General features: G+C 42.0%; 18 protein-coding genes, 1 tRNA gene and 1 pseudogene. 11 read left to right on the forward strand and 9 right to left on the reverse strand.

The genetic code is table 11. The features are described 5' to 3' along the window. Positions 1–79 precede the first annotated feature (79 nt). The 3 genes from F995_RS09690 (at position 80) to F995_RS09700 (ending at position 2,691) form a co-directional block, all read left to right on the forward strand. Positions 80–1,339, forward strand: a complete 1,260-nt coding sequence (locus tag F995_RS09690; RefSeq protein ID WP_004646658.1) for a putative DNA modification/repair radical SAM protein — start codon at positions 80–82, stop codon at positions 1,337–1,339. Further along, complete coding sequence (locus F995_RS09695; protein WP_004646659.1) at positions 1,339–2,118, forward strand: TIGR03915 family putative DNA repair protein; 780 nt, start codon at positions 1,339–1,341, stop codon at positions 2,116–2,118. The genes F995_RS09690 and F995_RS09695 overlap by 1 nt, the downstream gene beginning before the upstream one ends. Positions 2,119–2,181: 63 nt before the next feature. Then, the gene (locus F995_RS09700) at positions 2,182–2,691 is read left to right on the forward strand and encodes a hypothetical protein (protein ID WP_004646660.1); all 510 of its coding nucleotides are present in this window, start codon (positions 2,182–2,184) and stop codon (positions 2,689–2,691) included. Positions 2,692–2,744: 53 nt separating this feature from the next. On the opposite strand, the gene F995_RS09705 is transcribed toward F995_RS09700, so the two are convergent. The 3 genes from F995_RS09705 to metK form a co-directional block, all read right to left on the reverse strand. Continuing rightward, positions 2,745–3,956 (reverse strand): YeeE/YedE family protein, encoded by a 1,212-nt coding sequence (locus F995_RS09705; protein WP_004646661.1) that lies wholly within the window; start codon positions 3,954–3,956, stop codon positions 2,745–2,747. Between the two features lie 266 nt (positions 3,957–4,222). Next, positions 4,223–4,567: a hypothetical protein gene (locus F995_RS09710; protein WP_004646662.1), complete on the reverse strand. Its 345-nt coding sequence runs from the start codon at positions 4,565–4,567 to the stop codon at positions 4,223–4,225. Positions 4,568–4,898: 331 nt separating this feature from the next. Further along, positions 4,899–6,065, reverse strand: a complete 1,167-nt coding sequence (gene metK / locus F995_RS09715) for a methionine adenosyltransferase (protein WP_004646663.1) — start codon at positions 6,063–6,065, stop codon at positions 4,899–4,901. A 473-nt stretch (positions 6,066–6,538) separates the two neighbouring features. Here metK and F995_RS09725 point away from each other — a divergent pair, with 473 nt between their 5' ends. From F995_RS09725 to F995_RS09745, 5 genes and pseudogenes are all read left to right on the forward strand, one after another. Then, on the forward strand, positions 6,539–6,922 hold the full coding sequence (locus tag F995_RS09725) for a prepilin-type N-terminal cleavage/methylation domain-containing protein (protein WP_004646665.1): 384 nt from the start codon (positions 6,539–6,541) through the stop codon (positions 6,920–6,922). A 433-nt stretch (positions 6,923–7,355) separates the two neighbouring features. Next, on the forward strand, positions 7,356–9,344 hold the full coding sequence (gene tkt, locus F995_RS09730; protein ID WP_004646666.1) for a transketolase: 1,989 nt from the start codon (positions 7,356–7,358) through the stop codon (positions 9,342–9,344). A 126-nt stretch (positions 9,345–9,470) separates the two neighbouring features. Beyond that, positions 9,471–9,685 (forward strand): annotated as a pseudogene (locus F995_RS09735) (hypothetical protein). Positions 9,686–9,860: 175 nt separating this feature from the next. Continuing rightward, positions 9,861–10,316, forward strand: coding sequence for a GNAT family N-acetyltransferase (locus tag F995_RS09740; protein ID WP_004646668.1), 456 nt, complete (start codon positions 9,861–9,863; stop codon positions 10,314–10,316). A 129-nt stretch (positions 10,317–10,445) separates the two neighbouring features. Continuing rightward, positions 10,446–11,033, forward strand: a complete 588-nt coding sequence (locus tag F995_RS09745) for a YceI family protein (RefSeq protein WP_004646669.1) — start codon at positions 10,446–10,448, stop codon at positions 11,031–11,033. A 51-nt stretch (positions 11,034–11,084) separates the two neighbouring features. Here F995_RS09745 and F995_RS09750 read toward each other — a convergent pair whose 3' ends face one another. Both F995_RS09750 and F995_RS09755 read right to left on the reverse strand, forming a co-directional pair. Beyond that, positions 11,085–12,236, reverse strand: a complete 1,152-nt coding sequence (locus tag F995_RS09750) for an IS4-like element ISAbe18 family transposase (RefSeq protein WP_004645517.1) — start codon at positions 12,234–12,236, stop codon at positions 11,085–11,087. Positions 12,237–12,359: 123 nt separating this feature from the next. Then, complete coding sequence (locus tag F995_RS09755) at positions 12,360–13,076, reverse strand: glutamine amidotransferase (RefSeq protein ID WP_004646670.1); 717 nt, start codon at positions 13,074–13,076, stop codon at positions 12,360–12,362. A 241-nt stretch (positions 13,077–13,317) separates the two neighbouring features. On the opposite strand from F995_RS09755, the gene yfcF reads away from it, so the two are divergent. Both yfcF and F995_RS09765 read left to right on the forward strand, forming a co-directional pair. Next, entirely contained in the window at positions 13,318–13,959 is a 642-nt protein-coding gene (gene yfcF, locus F995_RS09760; protein WP_004646671.1) for a glutathione transferase, read from the forward strand. A 131-nt stretch (positions 13,960–14,090) separates the two neighbouring features. Beyond that, on the forward strand, positions 14,091–15,032 hold the full coding sequence (locus F995_RS09765; protein WP_004646672.1) for a cation diffusion facilitator family transporter: 942 nt from the start codon (positions 14,091–14,093) through the stop codon (positions 15,030–15,032). Positions 15,033–15,063: 31 nt separating this feature from the next. Here F995_RS09765 and F995_RS09770 read toward each other — a convergent pair whose 3' ends face one another. The 4 genes from F995_RS09770 to cysS form a co-directional block, all read right to left on the reverse strand. After that, positions 15,064–16,041 (reverse strand): fatty acid desaturase family protein, encoded by a 978-nt coding sequence (locus F995_RS09770; protein WP_004646674.1) that lies wholly within the window; start codon positions 16,039–16,041, stop codon positions 15,064–15,066. Between the two features lie 93 nt (positions 16,042–16,134). Then, complete coding sequence (locus F995_RS09775; protein ID WP_004646675.1) at positions 16,135–16,923, reverse strand: PaaX family transcriptional regulator C-terminal domain-containing protein; 789 nt, start codon at positions 16,921–16,923, stop codon at positions 16,135–16,137. A gap of 191 nt (positions 16,924–17,114) precedes the next feature. Next, a tRNA-Gly gene (locus F995_RS09780) sits at positions 17,115–17,190 on the reverse strand. Between the two features lie 62 nt (positions 17,191–17,252). Next, positions 17,253–18,674, reverse strand: coding sequence for a cysteine--tRNA ligase (gene cysS / locus F995_RS09785; RefSeq protein ID WP_004646676.1), 1,422 nt, complete (start codon positions 18,672–18,674; stop codon positions 17,253–17,255). 432 nt (positions 18,675–19,106) lie between these two features. Between cysS and F995_RS09790 the strand changes: the two genes are divergently transcribed. Next, complete coding sequence (locus F995_RS09790) at positions 19,107–20,150, forward strand: KpsF/GutQ family sugar-phosphate isomerase (RefSeq protein WP_004646677.1); 1,044 nt, start codon at positions 19,107–19,109, stop codon at positions 20,148–20,150. Positions 20,151–20,152 lie beyond the last annotated feature (2 nt).

Raw genomic sequence — 20,152 nt, forward strand, 5'->3', positions numbered from 1 at the left:
TCGCCAAAAAGATAGAACTTTTATTAGCCTAGAATTGAACACTTTATAATAGCCTTTTGGTCACATATTCTCTGAGCTCATGTCTGATCGTATCCGTGAAAAACTGCAAATTTTAGCCGATGCTGCCAAGTATGATGTGTCGTGCTCATCCAGCGGTAGCAACCGTAAAAATAAAGACAAGGGTGTGGGCAATACCGGGAATGGCATCTGTCATAGTTATACCGAAGATGGCCGCTGTGTTTCCTTGCTGAAAATTCTGTTCTCTAATGTCTGTATTTTTGACTGTTCCTATTGTGTTTCGCGCCGTTCCAATGACGTCCAGCGTGCAGCATTTACCGTGCAGGAAGTCGTGGATTTGACCATGAATTTTTATCGGCGTAATTATATTGAGGGTCTGTTTCTCAGTTCGGGAATTTTTAAATCGGCCGATCACACCATGGAACGGATGCTACAGGTGGTCAAAAAACTTAGACTCGAAGAAAACTTTAATGGCTATATCCATCTGAAAACTATTCCGGGTGCATCACAGGAGATCATTACCGAAGCCGGACTGTATGTCGATCGTATGAGTATTAATCTGGAAATGCCGACGGAGGCGGGACTGCAAAAATTTGCGCCTGAGAAAACCCATGCCGAAGTACAAAAAGACTTGGGCATTGTGCGCGACCGGTTGATCCAGCTCAAAGATGAACGCAAGCTGATCAAGTCCGTTCCAAAATTTGTACCTGCCGGACAAACTACACAAATGGTGGTGGGCGCGCATAGTGAAACCGATCAGGACATTATTTTAATGGCTGACCGGCATTACAAGGAATTTAAGCTGAAGCGGGTGTATTTCTCTGGCTATATCCCGATTAATCCTGAAGATAAAGCCTTACCTGCTATCGGCTCAGCACCGCCATTATTAAGAGAAAACCGTCTGTATCAATCTGACTGGCTGATGCGTTTTTATGGCTTTGCTGCTGATGAAATTGTTGATGATCAGCATCCGAATCTGGAGCTGGAGATTGATCCTAAACTCAGTTGGGCCTTGCGTCATTCTGAAGCCTTTCCAGTCGATATTAACCGTGCCGACTATAAAATGATTCTACGGGTACCCGGCATAGGCGTGCGTTCTGCCCAGAAAATTGTACAGGCACGCCGTTTTGGACAGATTCATATTGACCAGCTAAGGCGCATGGGCGTGGCTTATAACCGGGCGCAGCATTTTATTCGCTGTGCGGATACACCGAAATTTAAGAAAGATCAGCACGCCCATCAGATTCGCCAGCAAATTTTGATGTCAGGACAATCCAAATATCAGCAGCAACTTTCACCTCAATTAGGATTTGGTTTCTAGTGGCAAGTTACTGTTTTGATGGCAGCATGACTGGTCTGCTCAGTTGTGTATTTCGTGCTTTCGAGTTTAAAGAATTTAACGTGATAGTGACGGCCAATCCTCAAGCACAAACAGGTTTATTTGATGAATTTATCCATGTGGCCTCTAATGATCAGCATGGGCAGCGGGTGTGGCAGGGATTAAAGCAGAAAGTATCTTCCAGCAGTTTGCGTGCTTTTTACTATACCTTTTTGTCAGAGCAGGAAGCAGCGTTCCAGACTCTTTTTGATTTTGCAGTCTATGTCTTTCAAAACCAGCGTCCAGTCGATAAAGATTATGGTCATGCTGCGGTGATCGGCATGTCGCAATGGGCCAAGCAAGTGGGGCGGGAAAAGCATCGTATGGAGGCTTTTGTACGCTTTAAAAAAGCCAAAGATGGTTTGTTTCTGAGTCTGGTCAGACCGGATTTTAATGTCTTGCCGATTATTTCCCGACATTTTCAGGAGCGTTATCAGGATCAAAGCTGGCTGATTTATGACGAGCAGCGTAATTACGGTATTTATTATGATTTAAGGCAGATGCATCAGGTCGAGATGAACGCTGAAATAATCGATCCACAAATCCGGATTGGTCATAGTCAATCATTCAGTATTGAACTGGATGATCAAGAGCTGCTATATGATCAGCTCTGGAAAGACTATTTTAACAGTGTGAATATTCAGGCGCGCAAGAACATGAAATTGCATATTCAATATGTGCCAAAGCGCTACTGGCGTTATATGAATGAGAAATTACTTTAAACAGTACATCAAGCTGCTTTCAGGCATAATAAGCATTGGTATATTTAAATTGAGTGTATAAACATGAAGGTATGGCTAACGTCATTAGCGCTGCTCACTGGATTAACTGCATGTTCGGAACAACCACAAAAACCGGTCGTAGATCCAGCCAAATATCAGGTTCAGACCGCACAGGAACTGCAGCAACGTTTTGATGCACTCAATGTCCAGTTAGCCCAAGACTTTCAGAAATTTAAGAAAGTCGAAAGCATTGCTTTCGCACACCAGTTTCCTTTAGATGTCAATAATCTGCAAAGCTTGAACCAGCATCTCGTTAGCAGTACCGCATTAAAACCTAGTAAAATCGCCTATTGCGATATGATGAATAGTTATTTTGCCGATATGTTCCGTTTGGGACATTACAATCTGGAACTGGTCGATGACATTAAATTGCCCAATGCCAAGAATGAAAATTTAAAAGCTAATTTCTCTGATGCTGATCATTTTTATACCTTTATTCTGGATCGTTATACGACTTATCGTCAGGTTCAGCAGACCATGGGTTATGGCTGTAATTTAAAAGCTGCGCTGTAAATCCTAAAGCCAGAAAAAAGCCCATCACAGATGGGCTTTTTTGATTTTAAGCATTAGCAACCGGTCAGTTTTTCAGGCTGCGGTTTTTCATTCGGGAAGAAAATCGGACGAAGTTTTACCCCGATCCCATTACCAATAAAAGCGAAGACCAGCCATAACCAGCCATGCAGACTACCCGACGCAATTCCACTGAAATATGCACCGATATTACAACCGTAGGCCAGGCGTGCGCCATAGCCCAGCATTATGCCACCTATAACAGCAGCAATCAGTGAACGTTTTGGAATATTGAAATTCGGCGCAAATTTACCTGCCAAACTTGCTGCCAACAAAGCACCCAGCATGATACCGAAGTTCATCATTGAGGTAATATCAAACCATAATGATTCTGCCAGTGCTTTGGCATTGCCTGCTTTTTGCCAATAATCCCAAGAAGCTACATCAACACCCACAAGCGTAGCACCTTTGGCACCCCAAACTGCCAGCGCAGAGGTTACGCCCCAAGGACGACCTGCGAGTGCCAGCGTAGCAAAGTTGAGCAAGGTCAGAATAATACCGCCCCAAATCAAAGGCCATGGACCACGAACAAAGCGCTTCCAGCCCTGATATTCACTGCGTGGCTCAATTTCCAGGCTGCCATGACGTTTCTTTTCGAAATAAACTGTTGCTGCAGCAATGATGGCAAAAACGATAAAGCTCAACAGTAATCCAGGGAGAACGCCTAAACTTTCTACCAGTGAAATCGGTTCAAGATGTGGCAGGGCAAACCACCAGTCAAGGTGCGAGGTCGCAATCACAGACCCGATACAGAAGAACAAGAGCGTCACCAGCATACGTGCGCTACCGCCACCTACAGTATACAACGTACCTGATGCACAGCCGCCACCAAGTTGCATGCCGATACCGAAAATAAAGGCACCAATCATGACTGACATGGAAACAGGATTAACGTTACCTTTAACTGGGTTGCCGAATAATTTACCTGCACCTAAAGCCGGGAAAAACAGCAGGACCGCCAGAGCGAGCATAATCATTTGTGCACGTAAACCACGGCCGCGACGTTCCTTGATAAAGACACGCCAGCTCGAAGTAAAACCAAATGAAGCATGGTACAGGGTCATGCCCAGTGCACCACCAATCAAGAATAATAGAGCCTGATTTAAGCCTACGATTTGATAGGCACCGATTGTACCTATGATAAGCAAGATAAAAGCTGCCCAGACCGAAATATTCGACCGTTGGGAAGCAGCAACAATGACTGACATGGGAGATTAAATTATTAAAAATAAAGGCTGGTATTCTACTGAATTTCAGTTTAAATGCAGCCCGTTTTGCCGAGTGAATCACAATTAAGTCATTCTAATACTTGATAAGTTCTATCAGTTTATCTGATTTTGTCGACTCATTTAGATAAAAAATGATCCCATCAAGAATTAATGCAATTTCAATTTAGATCATTCGCTATTTAAAATCATCTCTAATAAAAAAGCCTGCAATCGCAGGCTTTTAAACATCAAACTGAATGCTAAAATCAGTTTTCAGCTTTTTCCCGAACGTCTCCCGCACCTTCTTCAACTGCCGCAGCAGTTGCTGCAGTTGCTTTACGTGCTGCTTCCGCAGTGGCATCTGCTGCTCTAGACGTTGCAGCAGCTGCTTCGTCCGCTGCCTGAGCAGTATTTTCTGCGGCATTATCCATTGCTCGTTCGGTTTCTACCGCAGCCTCACGGCTGGCATCTTCCATATCATGGCCGGCTTGATTGGCTGCATTTTCTAAATGCTCACCTGTGGTTGCGCCGGTTTCAGGCGCTTCTTCTTTACTACAGCCGACTAAGGCAACAGTGGTCGCCAAACCTAAAGCAATCAGTAATTTATTCATCGAGTAATATCCTTTTGTTGTTGTAGAGCTGCAATCTAATTTAGCAGCCATTTATTTAGATTTATGCTAGCAAATAGATCAACATTTGTTGATTAACTGTAACTTTTTTCGATACTTATACTGTAATGGCACAGCCGGAAGTTGTTTTAAGTTTCATGGAATAGTGATATTCACAGAGAGGGGAGTTTCAAAAGTATCATTCAAAAGTCAGGTTATAGTATGAAGCTTGGTATTTAAATATTTGTCATCAGGACCTAGAGATAATTCTAAAAATGAAAAAATAAAAGACATAAAAAAAGCCCGCATGATGCAGGCTTTTTTAAAGAAAAACTTATAGACCAGCAGAGGCTTTAAGCGCTTCCACTTTGTCAGTTTTTTCCCAGGTAAATGCAGTATCAGAACCTTCACGACCGAAGTGACCATAAGCAGCAGTTTGCTTATACATCGGCTGGATCAGGTCAAGCATACGGGTAATGCCATATGGACGTAAGTCGAAATGTTCACGAACCAGTGCAATAATCAATTCTTCAGAGACTTTTGCAGTATTGAAGGTATTGATTGAAATTGAAGTTGGCTCAGCAACACCAATTGCATAAGACACCTGAATTTCACACTTGTCAGCCAGGCCAGCAGCAACGATATTTTTCGCCACATAACGACCTGCGTACGCAGCAGAACGGTCAACTTTAGAGGGATCTTTACCAGAGAAAGCACCACCGCCGTGACGTGCCATACCGCCGTAGGTATCTACGATAATTTTACGGCCAGTTAAACCACAGTCACCTACAGGACCACCGATCACAAACATACCCGTTGGGTTGATGTGGAATTTGGTGTCTGCATGGAACATGTCAGCAGGAATGATTTTTTTCACGATTTCTTCAATCACAGCTTCTTTCAGGTTCGCTTGAGTGATTTCAGGATCATGTTGAGTCGAAAGAACGACAGCATCTAAACGAACTGGTACGCCATTTTCATAAGCAAAAGTTACCTGACTTTTTGCATCTGGGCGTAACCATGGCAAGGTGCCATTACGGCGTAATTCAGCCTGCTTTTCCATTAAGCGATGCGCATATGAAATCGGTGCAGGCATTAATACATCAGTTTCGCGGCTTGCATAACCGAACATTAAACCTTGGTCGCCGGCACCCTGATCTTCAGGTTTCTGGCGGTCTACACCCTGAGCAATTTCAGGTGACTGTTTACCAATCATGTTGATCACGGCACAGGTTGAACCATCAAAACCAAGATCAGAATGGTGATAACCAATTCCGTTTACGGTATGACGTACAATTGCCTCAAAATCAACATTTGCTGTCGTTGTGATTTCACCGGCAAGTACAACCGCACCTGTTTTTACAAGCGTTTCACAAGCAACCCGTGCATATGGGTCTTCTTTTAAGATTGCATCCAAAATAGCGTCACTGATTTGGTCAGCCATTTTATCTGGATGGCCTTCGCTTACAGATTCCGAAGTAAATACAGCGTACTCGCGCATAGTCCTATCACAGTTAATTTTAAAGACCCGATATGTTACATCGAGTTGCGCTCTAGGACTAGCTTAACACGACAAAATTGGTCGAAATTGTTTCAAATTATTGTGTTTTTAATTGATTAATAGAATTAAAAAAATTGATATATCTATTTAGACAGCATTATTGATTGGGGAATATGAAGCAACAATATTTTAATCCGTCAGACTGTCAGAAAATTAAATGCTTAGATTTCCGATTAAATCTTAAAAAAATAGACGATAGAAAAAATACAAAGCTCAAAATTCAAAATTTACTTAAGCAAGTGATCATTACATCAATAAAGCAGATTCAGGCTGTGCGCCTTGCGACCAAATGTCTTGTTGATGTTCGGGTATATCTTCATATTAGCGCTAAGTCTTCCACATTAGCTGGTTAGGAATGGCGACATCTTTTGCTATGGACTTCTTGGAGCAAGACTGTAAGGAGATCAGAAATCATGTATCAAAAGGCATTTACCCTGATTGAAGTGCTGATCGTGCTCATCATTATCGCGATTTTAGTGACGATGGCTTTTATGAGTTATCAAGCTTATGTCGTGCGTAATCAATTGGCCGAAGTGTTTGAACAGGCTGGAGCATATCGAACCCAGTTTATTGCTTCGGATCAGCACTGTGATGCCGGACGCCAGATTGGTGGGCATGGTCAATATATCGAAAAAGTCATTATTAATGCCGCTTGCCGGATAGAGTTCAAGATACGAGAGCAGGGAGTCGATATGGCCATTCGCGGGAAATCAGTCGCTTTTGATGTTCATAGTGGCAAATGTTATTCCACTGATATTCAGCAGCGCTATTTGCCTAAAGACTGTCAGGGACATTAAGTCTACCGAAGTTGAAAATTAGCCTAAGCAAATTTGATTTCACCTGTATATCAAACAATCCTGCCAATATTTTATAAAATTTAGTAAAAATTACATTATGAATGGATCAGTGAATTGTATAGATTTTCTTTAAAAATAATGATGTGAGACATATAAAATAGAAATAAAATCAGCATAAATTCAATCCTGTTTATCAGCTTAGAATCCAGATACAGACAAGAAAGTTAATTAGAAAATGCGGGATAATTCAATCTGAAGAACCGAAGCCGAAGAAGAAATGTGGAATAATTGTACGATAAGGCAAGAGACACTCAATAAACTGATAAATATTGTTGGTTAGTCTTTACCCCTCGCTGTTTTTTTAAGACAATAGACAGCAGTTTTGAAAGTCTTTTCATCATTTCCTATTTCTGAATATTTTGGACTCTGATTTATGACAACCCCGCTTAATGAACGTCGTATTGCAAACGCAATTCGTGTATTGGCAATGGATGCTGTGCAAAAAGCAAACTCAGGACATCCAGGTGCTCCAATGGGGATGGCAGATATCGCTGATGTGGTTTGGCGTGAATTCATGAACCATAACCCGACCAACCCGAATTGGGCAAACCGTGACCGTTTTGTATTATCAAATGGCCATGGCTCTATGCTTCAATATGCGCTTCTTCATTTAACGGGCTACGATCTTTCGATTGAAGATCTTAAAGCATTCCGTCAACTTCATTCTAAAACACCTGGTCACCCGGAGTTGGGCTATGCACCAGGGATTGAAACGACGACTGGTCCTTTAGGTCAAGGCATCGCGAATGCTGTCGGTTTTGCACTGGCTGAAAAAACTCTAGCTGCGCAATTCAACAAAGACGACATCCAAGTTGTAGATCACTTCACTTATTGCTTCCTCGGCGATGGCTGTTTGATGGAAGGTGTTTCTCACGAAGCATGTTCTTTGGCGGGTACATTGGGTCTGGGCAAATTGATTGCTTACTATGACGACAATGGCATCTCGATTGATGGCGAAGTGGAAGGCTGGTTCTCTGACGATACAGAACAACGCTTCTTGGCGTACGGCTGGCAAGTGATTAAAGTTGATGGCCACGATGCAGATGCAATCCGTCAGGCAACTGTTGAGGCGAAAGCTGAAACTGCTAAACCAACCATCATTATCTGTAAAACCGTGATTGGTTTGGGTTCACCAAACAAGCAAGGTAAAGAAGACAGTCATGGTGCACCACTCGGTCATGACGAAATCGTCTTGACTCGTGAAGCACTAGGCTGGACTGATGAAGCATTTGTAATTCCTGAAGATGTTTATGCAGCTTGGGATGCGAAAGCCAAAGGTGCTGAATCAGAAGCAGCTTGGAACGAAACATTTGCTGCTTATGCTGCAAAATATCCAACTGAAGCCGCTGAATTTAAACGTCGTTTATCTGGTGAATTACCGGCTGACTTCGTTGCAAAAGCGGATGCCTATATTGCAGAAGTGAATGCCAAAGCTGAAACAATTGCAACGCGTAAAGCCAGCCAAAATGCATTGCAAGCACTTGTTCCATTATTGCCAGAAGTTCTAGGTGGTTCTGCGGATCTTGCAGGTTCTAACCTGACCCTTTGGAAAGGCGCGCAAGGCGTACAGGACAATCCGGCAGGTAACTACGTACACTATGGCGTACGTGAATTCGGTATGACTGCAATCGCGAATGGTGTTGCACTGCATGGCGGGTTCATCCCTTATGTAGCAACATTCCTGATGTTTATGGAATATGCACGTAATGCGGTACGTATGTCTGCATTAATGAAAAAGCGCGTGATCCATGTGTATACGCATGACTCAATTGGTCTGGGTGAAGATGGCCCAACGCATCAACCTGTTGAGCAGATCGCATCCCTTCGTGGTACACCAAACCTAAATACATGGCGCCCATGTGACACCGTTGAAGCAGCAATTTCTTGGAAATCTGCATTAACGCGTGCTGAAGGTCCAACCGCATTGATCTTCTCTCGTCAGAACTTGCCATTCCAAACCCGTACTCAAGCTCAAATTGAGAACGCTGCGAAAGGTGGCTATGTATTGGCTGAAGAAAAAGGCGAATTGAAAGCCATCATCATTGCAACTGGTTCTGAAGTATCTCTGGCAATGGAAGCTTATGCACAGCTTGAAGGCGTGCGTGTCGTGTCTATGCCATGTGCTGAAGAATTCATGAAGCAAGATGCAGCTTATCGTGAAGCGGTTCTTCCATCAAATATTCGTGCACGTGTTGCTGTTGAGGCTGCACATGTTGATTACTGGTGGAAATTTGTAGGTCTTGATGGTCGTGTCATTGGTATGACCACTTATGGTGAATCTGCACCTGCAAAAGATCTGTTCCAGTTCTTCGGGATTACCACTGAAGCAGTGGTTGCAGCTGTAAAAGAGATTACTGCATAATCAACTGATTAGGCGGTTTATTAAAAGGCGCTCCAGTTTTGGGGCGTCTTTTGCTTTTTAGCGTTGTTTTCATGTGGCAACTGTTAGAAAGTTCTCCCATAGTCGAAATGAAAGAGTGAGATGAACATGAGCTTGTATGAACAAATTAACGATGAAATTACTTTAATGGATGCAGGCGAACTCAAGTGGATCGGACAGGAATTACCTCTTGAAGCGATGGTTGCAGTTGATTTAATGCTGCAGAATTAGCCGAAGAAAATATCATTAAAGTGCGTCGTAAAAATCATGAAAAGACGACTGGCCTAAAACAGGTTGATCGTATTCTGGTTGAAAAACTTTAAACATAAAGCATGAAAAGTCCCTGATTGGGACTTTTTTATGCCGGATGATTTTTCATCTGACAGGTTGCTTATGAACATCAGATGAGATAAAGCTAGGTTTAGGCCGCTATAAAAATTCAGCGACCACTATCGAAACGACTTAAATTAAAGAAATAAGCCAAAGAAGCGGTTAAACATGAATATACAGCCCCAGATCCAGATCAAATCTCTAGAGCAAATATCACAGCCGGAATGGCTATTTTTATGGCAAGACTATCAACGCTTTTATCAGACGCAAATTTCGGATGAGGTGAGTGAAAATACCTGGGATAAATTAACCAATTATGAATTAGATTCAATATACGGTTTTGCGGCCTTGATTGATGGAAAGGTCGTTGGGATGGTGCATGTCATCGAACATAACAGTAGCTGGACAGTAAGACCTTATGCCTATTTGCAGGATCTATTTACCCATCCTGACTATCGGGGAAAGGGTGTGGCGCGTAAGTTGATTCAACATGTCTATCAGGTTGCACAGCAGCGTAATTGCGACCGGGTTTACTGGCTGACTCAGGAATCAAATCATCAGGCACAAGCGTTGTATAACAAAGTCGCCAAGAAAACTGGATTCATCCAGTACCGTATGGATTAAAGCTCAAAAATTAAAAAAATAACTTACAATTTTATCGTTTCATCACTGCAACAAAACGTTTTATCTTTAGGGCTGTAAACGGTTCCAGATTCTATACACTTAATAACATCCAAAACGTGAGATAAAAACATGAATTTCAAAACATTAGCATTAGGCTTGGCGGTCGCATCTGTAGCAACAGTTTCTATGGCAAAACCAGTGGCCTATACGATTGACCCGACTCATTCAGCAACGGTGTTCTCTTGGAGCCACTTTGGTTTCTCTACACCATCTGCAAACTTCAGTGACATCCAGGGTACGATTAATGTTGATAATGCAAAACCTGCGAATTCTTCGGTCAATGTGAACATCCCGGTTGCAAGCATTAATACGAATGTGAAAGCGCTGGATGACCATATTAAGACAGCAGAATTTTTTGATGCTGCCAAATATCCGAATATCACTTTTAAAAGTACTAAAGTTCAGGCTTTAGGCAAAAACAAATACAAAATCACCGGTAACTTAACCGTAAAAGATGTCACTAAACCTGTGGTACTGGACGCAGTTTTAAATAAACAAGGCGTGCACCCAATGACAAAATTACAAACGATTGGTTTCAATGCAACCACTTCATTTAACCGTTCAGCCTTTGGGGTAGGCGGTTATGTTCCAAATGTGGGCGATAAAATTACAGTGAACATTACTACCGAGGCTTCTGTTCCTGCTCCGAAAAAATGAGCATGACAAATTAAAAAAGCACCCAACTGGGCATTGCTGTCCCACAATTTTTCACAAGAGGAAGCTCATTTGAGCTTCCTCTTGTTTTATGGGTATTTTATCGGGTGAAAATAAAGCTTTTAAAGTTCTTCTTTCAAACAAATTCACTTGAATTATTCTGAGTAAACGTTGAACTGTCCAACCTGTTTTCCCTAAATGTTGAGCGAAACTCACCAATAAATAGGCGATCATCGCAATCCAGATTTGTGTCTGAATTGCGTTCCTGCTGCGGCCTAGAAACGCTTTTAATTTGAGATTCTGCTTAATCGCCTTAAAGAACAGCTCAACTTTCCAACGATCTTTATAAATCGCCGCAATGGTGGAGGCGGCTAAATGAAAGTTATTGCTGAGAAAGCTAAAGTGCTTGCCACTTTGCTGATCTCTATATTCAATTCTTCTTAACACTGGGGCTTTTCTTTTTAGGGCATGTGCGCTATTCAGCTGAATGGTTTCATCTTTTAGAATACCTTTGGATTCAAGCACTGGATGTTGCTGGATCACCTGATACACAGATTTAGGCCTAAAACGTGTGACAAATCCAATGTTTTGAGCAGTCAGATTTGCATACCATTGGTAATCGACATAGCCTTTATCAAAAACTACAATGCTGCCAGCAGGAAACTGGAATTTGCGGCCTTGTACCATGTCATTTTCTTTGCCATTTTCAACTGCAACAAACTCAGGAATATCATTGCTGTGATTCAATCCTATGCTGAGTTTCATGCTGGCTTTTGAGTCGTGAACTTTGGCCCATTCACATAAGGAAAGCGACAGGTCAATATGACTGGCATCCAAGGAATACAAGGGATTCTTAAAGCGAAATTTATGAGCTACTTTTGAGTGTTCATAGTATTTAAGCAACTTGTGAAATAGCTGTTGATACAAGGCAGCAGGCTGCTGCTCATTGATTCGTGCCAGCGTGCTTCGGGGAATAGACTTTGCTCCGAGATGACTTAGCTTTTCCTGTTGGCACTCCAAATTGGATTGAATATCTCTCAGACTTTGTCTACAAGAGAATTGAGACATCAATATGGCAATAAACTGATCCCACCGGGAAGCCGCTCTAAATTTCTGTCCAACATGGTGTACTTTAGCAAGTTGTTCAAAATCCTGTCGCACAACAGGTTTAATTAGCTCATGAAATACGGTATTCTGATGTGACAAAACCTGAATCCTGGTCGTTAAAGTGTTTGTTTGCACTCATATTTTAACTGTTAGGACTCAGGTTTTTTTATTTAAAGCAAACTATGGGACAGCAGTGCCCAACTGGGTGCTTTTTTATTACGGTTATTTAAGTTGCAAGTTTTCTAAATAATGCAGCAATACCGAACTGGCGGCCTGTTCAAGCGCGGGCGCATAGCTTTGATGATCCGCCCGTAAGGCGGGAATATTGATCTGGGCTTTGCGTAACTCACAGGTATGTCCAATCAGCCATTTCTCTAAACTTTCACTGGCCACTTCAGCATGGAATTGTAGTGCTAGAATATTCTGTCCTACCCGAAAGGCCTGATTTGGATAAAGATCAGAGCTGGCCAGTAATTCTACCTGTTCAGGTAGGTCAAAGGTATCACCATGCCAATGCAGGACGTCAATATCCTCCAGAGCTTTTAGTGGATTGTTTTCAATAGAAGCAAGACTGAGTTTAGACCAGCCAATTTCCTTCACATCTCCGGGATAGACTTTAGCATTCAATGCAGCAGCAATTAACTGCGCACCTAAACAGATGCCTAAAGTCGGTAAATTCTTTTCCAGTCGAACTTTAAGTAAGTCTATTTCTTGTTGTAAGAAAGGGTAATCCTCAGTTTCATAGACTGCAATCGGGCCACCGAGAATAATTGTTAATCCAGGATGTTTAAAAGCCTTGGTAAGATCATCGATGCCAGCTTCGAAATAACGCACACGTAAGCCGAGCTGATAAAAAATATCTTCCCAAGCACCTAAGTCTTCAAAAGCCAAATGTTGAATGGCATACACGGTATCGGAGAGGTGGGCTAAGTTCAGCATAGTTTTTTGATATCAAGAGAATGATTTAATTTAACGTGAATCAAAAGCAAAATAAAAGGCTTTATGCCCCACATCATGTGCAAAATAGAAAATAATGAACATCGCTGCGCTATCGGCAACTGTGTAAACATTTTCGTGTGATCGCTACATGAAGCAGTTCATTTTTCCTTTTATATAGGAAAGAGAGTAGAGTAAGGCTGCCGTACTGAATAAAAACAACAAGCCTATCAGGATCAAGGATATGCAAAATATACGTTTATATGTCGATAAAAATAGAATCAGCCCTTATGCCATGTCGGTCTATGTTGCCTTAAAAGAAAAGGGTTTAGATTTTCAGGAAATAGTGGTCGATTTAGATCAGCAGCAACAGAAATCTGCGGCTTATCAAGCCATTTGTCCAAGTGCTAAAGTTCCGTGTTTAATAGTAGATAACTTTAGCCTGTTTGAATCATGGGCGATCACTGAATATTTGGAAGATGCCTTTCCAGCACCTAATTATCCAGCCTTATATCCTAAGGAAATTTATGCTAGAGCTAAATGTCGGGCCATACAAGCCTTGGTCAAAACCGATTTTATGCAAATCCGCCAGCAGATGCCTTCCGATTCGGTATTTCATCTAGCAAAAATGTCTATACCTCTTACAGCTTCGATCACTGAAGAAATTCAGCGCTTGGTGAATGTGGCAGAATATATGCTGGAGGACATATGGTTGACTGAACACTGGTCCATTGCAGACTTTGATCTGGCCTTTATGTTGCATCGTTTGCTGAGCCATCAGGTGAAACTTCCTGTGAAAATAATAGAATATGTCGAGCGTAATTTTAAGTGTGCTTCGGTACAGGCCTGGCTGGCAGAACATGAAAAAGCTAAAACTTTAATCTAATGTCGACTGATAAAACAGTTCATAAAAAACCTACTTAAATAGGTAAAATTCAAGCGTAATATGAATCAGAACAAAACTTGAAAAGATGCTGAGGATACAGTCCTCGTTGAATAAGAAGGAGGGAGGGGCCGGTGGGGAATTCACATCATCATGAACATAGTCATGTCGCCGTGACTGCAAAAAATGCCAGAAAATTATCAATAGCGCTGGGATTAACCACCACTTTTTTAATTGTGGAAGTGATTGCTGGTTTTCTAACTCAAAGTTTGGCCTTACTTTCTGATGCTGCGCATATGTTTACCGATGCTGCTGCACTGGCTATCGCTTTAGTCGCTATCAAAATTGGACAAAAACCGGCAGACAATAAACGGACATTTGGTTATCAGCGCTTTGAGATTTTGGCTGCTTTGTTTAACGCCTTAATGCTGTTTGTGGTTGCGATTTATATCTTGTTTGAAGCTTATCAGCGTTTGAGTCATCCACCAGAAATTCAAAGCCTTGGCATGATGATTGTTGCTGTTTTGGGGCTGATCATTAATCTGATTTCCATGAAAATTCTGGTGTCTAGTAGTCAGGAAAGTCTCAATGTCAAAGGTGCTTATCTGGAAGTGCTCAGTGATGCACTGGGATCTGTAGGCGTGATTATTGGAGCACTAGTGATTTATTTCACCGGCTGGATGTGGATAGATACACTCATTGCAGTATTAATCGGATTTTGGGTATTGCCAAGAACCTGGATTTTGCTGAAACAGAGCATCAATATTCTGCTTGAAGGTGTGCCGGAGGAAATTGATATTGAAAAATTACGTCACGATCTTTTGGCGCTTGATGGGGTCCAGGATATTCATCAGCTCAAGGTTTGGGCGATTACTTCCAAAAAAGTCATGCTGACCGTGCATCTGGTTGCACCGAATGTGGATTATCAGAAACTGCGGCATCAGACCTTTGAGATGCTTCACCATGAGCATCATATTACCGAGATGACCTTGCAGATTGAAGCAGAAGATTGCCCGCCGGAACATCGGGGACAATCCTCACATCCGCATTCACATGCTGAAACCCATCAGCATTGAAGTGGAATAATCTAAGCATCGGGAAAGTTGATTATTTTTTTAAAAGTGAACGAATCACATCCAGATAACTTGGCGGAGCATCGACATACTCACGCTCCCTTAACATCTGATGCATTTTCGCCAGCTTTTGATGCGGAACAGAGGCCATCAAATGATGTTCAATATGATAGTTCACATGAATTGGGGCTACAAAAGCACGTGCCAGCCAGTCTGCACGGGTGGTGCGGGTATTGCTAAGGGCGGAATGACTGGTTTCTAGGCCCGCATGCTCAGCCATAGCGCGGATGCGGATGAACAAAGGAAATGGAGTGATATAGGCGAGAGGCCATAATAAATACATTTTAGGATGGCCGCTGGCCCACAGAGCAGAAAAAATTGCTGCATTTGAAATTAACATACCAGAACTATTTTTAAGCAAGTTTTTCGCTAACTCTAAATTGCTGCGATCACCATGCGGAATTGGCTTGGGGTCATTGGAAACACTCCATTCCAGCAATTCCAGATCCATTAATACTCGACCAGCGAGAAATTTAAGCCCCGATTGCCCATTCAGGTCACGGAAGAATTTCCTGAATAGTGAGCTTTGCGTAATGGGAAAGTTTTTTACCAACCCCAAGTCAGGATCATCTGGCTGCGAGGTTTTAGCATGATGTTTCAGGTGATAAGGACGGTATTTGCTGACATCATTCCAGATCGGGCGTGCACAGAGCCAATCAGTCAGATGGGTATTTAACCATTTGGTTTTGAACAGGCTATGGTGCGAGGCATCATGCATCAAAATAGCCATCGCAAGCTGGCGTCCAGCAAGAATAGCCAATGCCAATGCACATATCAGGATTTTTCCCCATGTAGGTAAATATTCCCAGCTATAGGCAACCGTACCAAAGGTCATGACAATTACGGTCCAGGTTGAACCTACTGCCCAGGCACCGTGTAAGTCTGAGGTCGTGGTGAGTTCTTTAATTTCGTCACGACTAAAAAGTTCTGTGACACTGACCTTTCTGTTCATTCTTCTGCCTATATTTAGTTCTTATTGCTTTATTCAATATATTTGGATGAAATATTACAGTCAATTCATTTTTGTGTATAAAAAAGAAATAAATTAGACCCCTTGGTCTTTAAAATAGTGTTGCCATAAAAGTTGTCCCTGTTTTTCTATTTTGCGGACTGCGAGCTCAAATTGTTGTCGAGCCTCGGTATCTATCCATTCTGCAGGAAGCAAAGGGTCAGCACGCAAACTAAATAGGGCAGATTTACCTAAATAAAAAGCACTTTTTGCAGCCTCTGCTAAAGTCAGATTTTGGTAATTTTCAAACCAGTCGTTAATATCATGCTGTACTTGATGATAGGTCTGATGTAGCTCTTCGATATCCCATAAATCACGAATTTCGGTTTCACTTTCCAGTTGACTGACTTGAAAAAAACGTGCGTCAGGATCTAATCCAAACTGGATTACAGCTGTTTTTAATGGACTTAGATTTAGCGTTAAATTATCGGGACGAATAAAAACATTTTGCTCTAGTTCCTGAAAACCATAATAACGTAGCGCTTTTTCCCTTTTAGATAATGCCGTACGGTCTACACGTCCCAAAGTACCGGTATAGACCAGCACATATTTTCCGTTCCATGTAGTCGCCGTTTGCATATCAGGATGTTTGTTTAAGCTGATAAAAGAAGTATCGAATTTTTTCTCTAGCAATTGATACACGCCGCGCTCTACAGCTTGAATGACATTTTCCTGATTTAATCGGGCTACAGCGACACGGATACCATTGTCAGATATACCTAATAATTCAGCAGCAGCTAAGATCCGCTTAATAGACAGGGTGGAGTTTTTAGATGCATATAAAAGATCTAGAATTAGATGACGAGCATTTAATTTATAAGTCATGAAACGATATCGTTATGAAAGGGATTGAAAGTTTTAAAGTTTATCCACAATAGCACTTTGTCATGACTAACCCAAAAAAATTGTCAGGGTAAAAGAGGATGAATAAGTGATTTGAGATATGCATTTTATTAATAAATTTTTTTCAAACACAATAAAAAACCCTTATCTTTCGATAAGGGTTTTTCGTATTCTGGAGCGGGAAAGGAGACTCGAACTCCCGACCCCAACCTTGGCAAGGTTATGCTCTACCAACTGAGCTATTCCCGCAATGAGGTGAATTATAGAGAATTCCACAGCAGTGTCAACTCTCTATAAATCTGTTTGATTAATTAATCAGCACGGCGCCAAACTGTACCTTGACGGGTATCCTCAAGAACAACACCTTGATCAAGTAAAGATTGACGGATTTCGTCTGCGCGTGCGAATTCTTTGGATTTCTTGGCATCCTGACGCTGTTGAATCAAATCTTCAATTTGTTCAGGCGATAGTCCCAATGCTTCTTGACCAATGTCAGATTTGAGGAACTCATCTACATTTTGCTGTACCAGACCGAGAATATTGGTCAGGTGACGTAAAGTTGCGTAGTAGATCGCTGCCTGTTCCGCATTTTCTTCTTTCACGGTACGATTCAGCTCTTTATTGATTTCGAACAATACCGCAATCGCTTCAGGCGTATTGAAATCATCACGCATAGCGGCATTGAAACGCTCAACCAAAGCCTCATCCAGAGTTTCAATCAGATGATCACCATAAACCGCCTGATAGGTTTTAAAAGAATGGTAGAAACGAGACAAGGTATTTTTTGCTTCTTTTAAGGCAACATCCGAGTAATTCACCGGGCTACGATAATGGGAAGAGACAATAAAGTAACGCACCACTTCCGGATGGAATTTTTCAATCACGTCGCGAATGGTGAAGAAATTGCCTAAAGACTTCGACATTTTCTCGCCATCGACATTAATAAATCCGGCATGCATCCAGTAATTGACATACTGTTCACCAGTTGCTGCTTCAGATTGTGCAATTTCATTTTCATGATGCGGGAAGGTTAAATCAGCACCACCGCCATGAATATCGAAATGATTGCCTAGGCAGCAGGTCGACATTGCGGAACATTCAATATGCCAGCCTGGACGGCCATTGCCCCAAGGTGATGCCCATGACGGTTCATTTTCCTTGGCATGTTTCCACAGTACAAAGTCAAATGGATGTTTCTTTTCAACTTCGACATCGACACGTTCAGACGCACCCGCTTGCATATCTTCCAGTTTACGGCCAGAAAGACGACCATATTTGGCAAACTTCTCGACCTCAAAGTAGACATCACCATTATTGGATGGATAAGCCGTACCTTTGTCGACCAGGTTGCTGATCATATCCTGCATCTGATCGATGTAATCTGTGGCTTTAGGTGCTACATCAGGTGCAAGGCAGCCCAGTTTGGCAAAATCCTCATTCATCGCATCAATAAAGCGGCTGGTTAGCTCTGAGATACTTTCGCCATTTTCATTGGCACGTTTAATAATTTTGTCGTCAATATCCGTAATATTACGCACATATTTGACTTTCCAGCCTTGGCTACGCAGGAAACGGATAATATAGTCAAATGCAACCACTGTACGTGCATGTCCAATATGACAGTAGTCATAAACCGTCATACCACAGACATACAGATCAATTTGACCTTCAACACGAGGTACGAATTCTACTTTTTTGCGTTGCTCTGAGTTATATAGAACAAATGGTTGCATAGCTGTTCAAAAGACTTCAAATAAAAGGATGAATCATCTTAACCTAAGCATAATTATTCATAAAGATAAAAGCGTAAAAAGCCTCAGTTATTTAGGGTAGTTAGGCGATGAGAGTGATTTAGAAAGAAGAGGTTCAGGAAGTAAAATGACGATATTGAGCTTACATTTTCAGAGACAGTATCCGTCAGGGTAATTGAGTTAAATTGAAATGAGGATGATTTAGTATGAATCCCATTCATTGAGACGAGAGTGAGGATATTCTAATAAAAAATAAAAATAAGCACATTCTACAGTTTTAAAAATGGAGTGAATGTAGAGGCGGAGATACCAGATTGCGCAAGTTGAATACAATCTGAATATATTAAAAATCCGTCGAATCTTCTACATTTAGAAAGCTTACAATTGCATAGCTATGCTAAAATTGCGAAAATTATGCCCATCAAACCAGAGTTTTTCTCTGTCCTTAGCGTAGGTAAACAGGCTTTGAATCCACAAAAAACAGCGAATCAACTAGATTTCCAGAAAGTCGCACTTGAAACACTGCGCATCGAAGAAAATGCACTACAGATTTTAGCAACACAGATTGATGACCGTTTTAGCCGGGCATGTGAAATTATTCTACAGTGTACTGGCCGTCTGGTGATTACCGGAATGGGCAAGTCAGGTCATATTGGCCGTAAAATGGCGGCGACCTTTGCTTCGACCGGAACTCCCTCATTCTTTATGCATCCAGGTGAAGCTGGTCATGGCGACTTGGGTATGCTGGTGGCTGGTGATGTGCTGATTGCAATTTCAAACTCGGGCAAGAGTGATGAAATCATGATGCTGATGCCACTCATCAAACATCTGGAAATTCCGCTGATTACCATCAGTGGTGATGATCGTGGTCCAATGCCACAAAATGCTGATGTGGCTTTGACGCTAGGTAATATTCAGGAGGCTTGTCCACTGGGTTTAGCGCCGACATCGTCAACGACGGCAACATTGGCTTTGGGTGATGCTTTAGCGGTGGCTTTACTGGATGCTCGCGGCTTTACTTCGGATGATTTTGCACGTTCACATCCTGCAGGTGCATTGGGTAAACGTCTGTTATTGCACGTGAAGCATCTGATGCGTACTGGTACTGATTTACCTAAAGTCTCGCCAGATACCGCCATGAATAAAGTATTGTACGAAATTTCTAACAAGCGCTTGGGCTTAACCACAGTCGTCGATGAAAATGATGTGTTGCTGGGGATTTTTACCGATGGTGACTTGCGTCGCTTGATTGATAAGCAGCAAGGTTTTGATGTCAATCTGGCTATTCAGGACGTGATGACCAAAAATCCGTTGACCATTTCTCAGGAAGCACGTGCAGTGGTGGCACTGGAACGTATGAATGAGCATAAAATTAATCAATTTGTAGTTGTTGATGATGCCAATAAAGTCATTGGTGTGATTAGTATGCATGACCTGATTCAGGCTGGGGTAAATTAATA

It is taken from the genome of Acinetobacter sp. CIP A162 (assembly GCF_000367905.1).
Taxonomy (GTDB): domain Bacteria; phylum Pseudomonadota; class Gammaproteobacteria; order Pseudomonadales; family Moraxellaceae; genus Acinetobacter; species Acinetobacter lwoffii.

What these genes read in the sequence shown, in the direction of transcription:
- F995_RS09710 (WP_004646662.1), bottom strand. Translation starts at nt 4,567, where the DNA reads ATGAATAAATTACTGATTGCTTTAGGTTTGGCGACCACTGTTGCCTTA.
- F995_RS09770 (WP_004646674.1), bottom strand. Translation starts at nt 16,041, where the DNA reads ATGAACAGAAAGGTCAGTGTCACAGAACTTTTTAGTCGTGACGAAATT.
- cysS (WP_004646676.1), bottom strand. Translation starts at nt 18,674, where the DNA reads ATGCAACCATTTGTTCTATATAACTCAGAGCAACGCAAAAAAGTAGAA.
- F995_RS09690 (WP_004646658.1), top strand. Translation starts at nt 80, where the DNA reads ATGTCTGATCGTATCCGTGAAAAACTGCAAATTTTAGCCGATGCTGCC.
- F995_RS09775 (WP_004646675.1), bottom strand. Translation starts at nt 16,923, where the DNA reads ATGACTTATAAATTAAATGCTCGTCATCTAATTCTAGATCTTTTATAT.
- F995_RS09755 (WP_004646670.1), bottom strand. Translation starts at nt 13,076, where the DNA reads ATGCTGAACTTAGCCCACCTCTCCGATACCGTGTATGCCATTCAACAT.
- metK (WP_004646663.1), bottom strand. Translation starts at nt 6,065, where the DNA reads ATGCGCGAGTACGCTGTATTTACTTCGGAATCTGTAAGCGAAGGCCAT.
- F995_RS09705 (WP_004646661.1), bottom strand. Translation starts at nt 3,956, where the DNA reads ATGTCAGTCATTGTTGCTGCTTCCCAACGGTCGAATATTTCGGTCTGG.
- F995_RS09740 (WP_004646668.1), top strand. Translation starts at nt 9,861, where the DNA reads ATGAATATACAGCCCCAGATCCAGATCAAATCTCTAGAGCAAATATCA.
- F995_RS09725 (WP_004646665.1), top strand. Translation starts at nt 6,539, where the DNA reads ATGTATCAAAAGGCATTTACCCTGATTGAAGTGCTGATCGTGCTCATC.
- yfcF (WP_004646671.1), top strand. Translation starts at nt 13,318, where the DNA reads ATGCAAAATATACGTTTATATGTCGATAAAAATAGAATCAGCCCTTAT.
- tkt (WP_004646666.1), top strand. Translation starts at nt 7,356, where the DNA reads ATGACAACCCCGCTTAATGAACGTCGTATTGCAAACGCAATTCGTGTA.
- F995_RS09790 (WP_004646677.1), top strand. Translation starts at nt 19,107, where the DNA reads ATGCCCATCAAACCAGAGTTTTTCTCTGTCCTTAGCGTAGGTAAACAG.
- F995_RS09700 (WP_004646660.1), top strand. Translation starts at nt 2,182, where the DNA reads ATGAAGGTATGGCTAACGTCATTAGCGCTGCTCACTGGATTAACTGCA.
- F995_RS09745 (WP_004646669.1), top strand. Translation starts at nt 10,446, where the DNA reads ATGAATTTCAAAACATTAGCATTAGGCTTGGCGGTCGCATCTGTAGCA.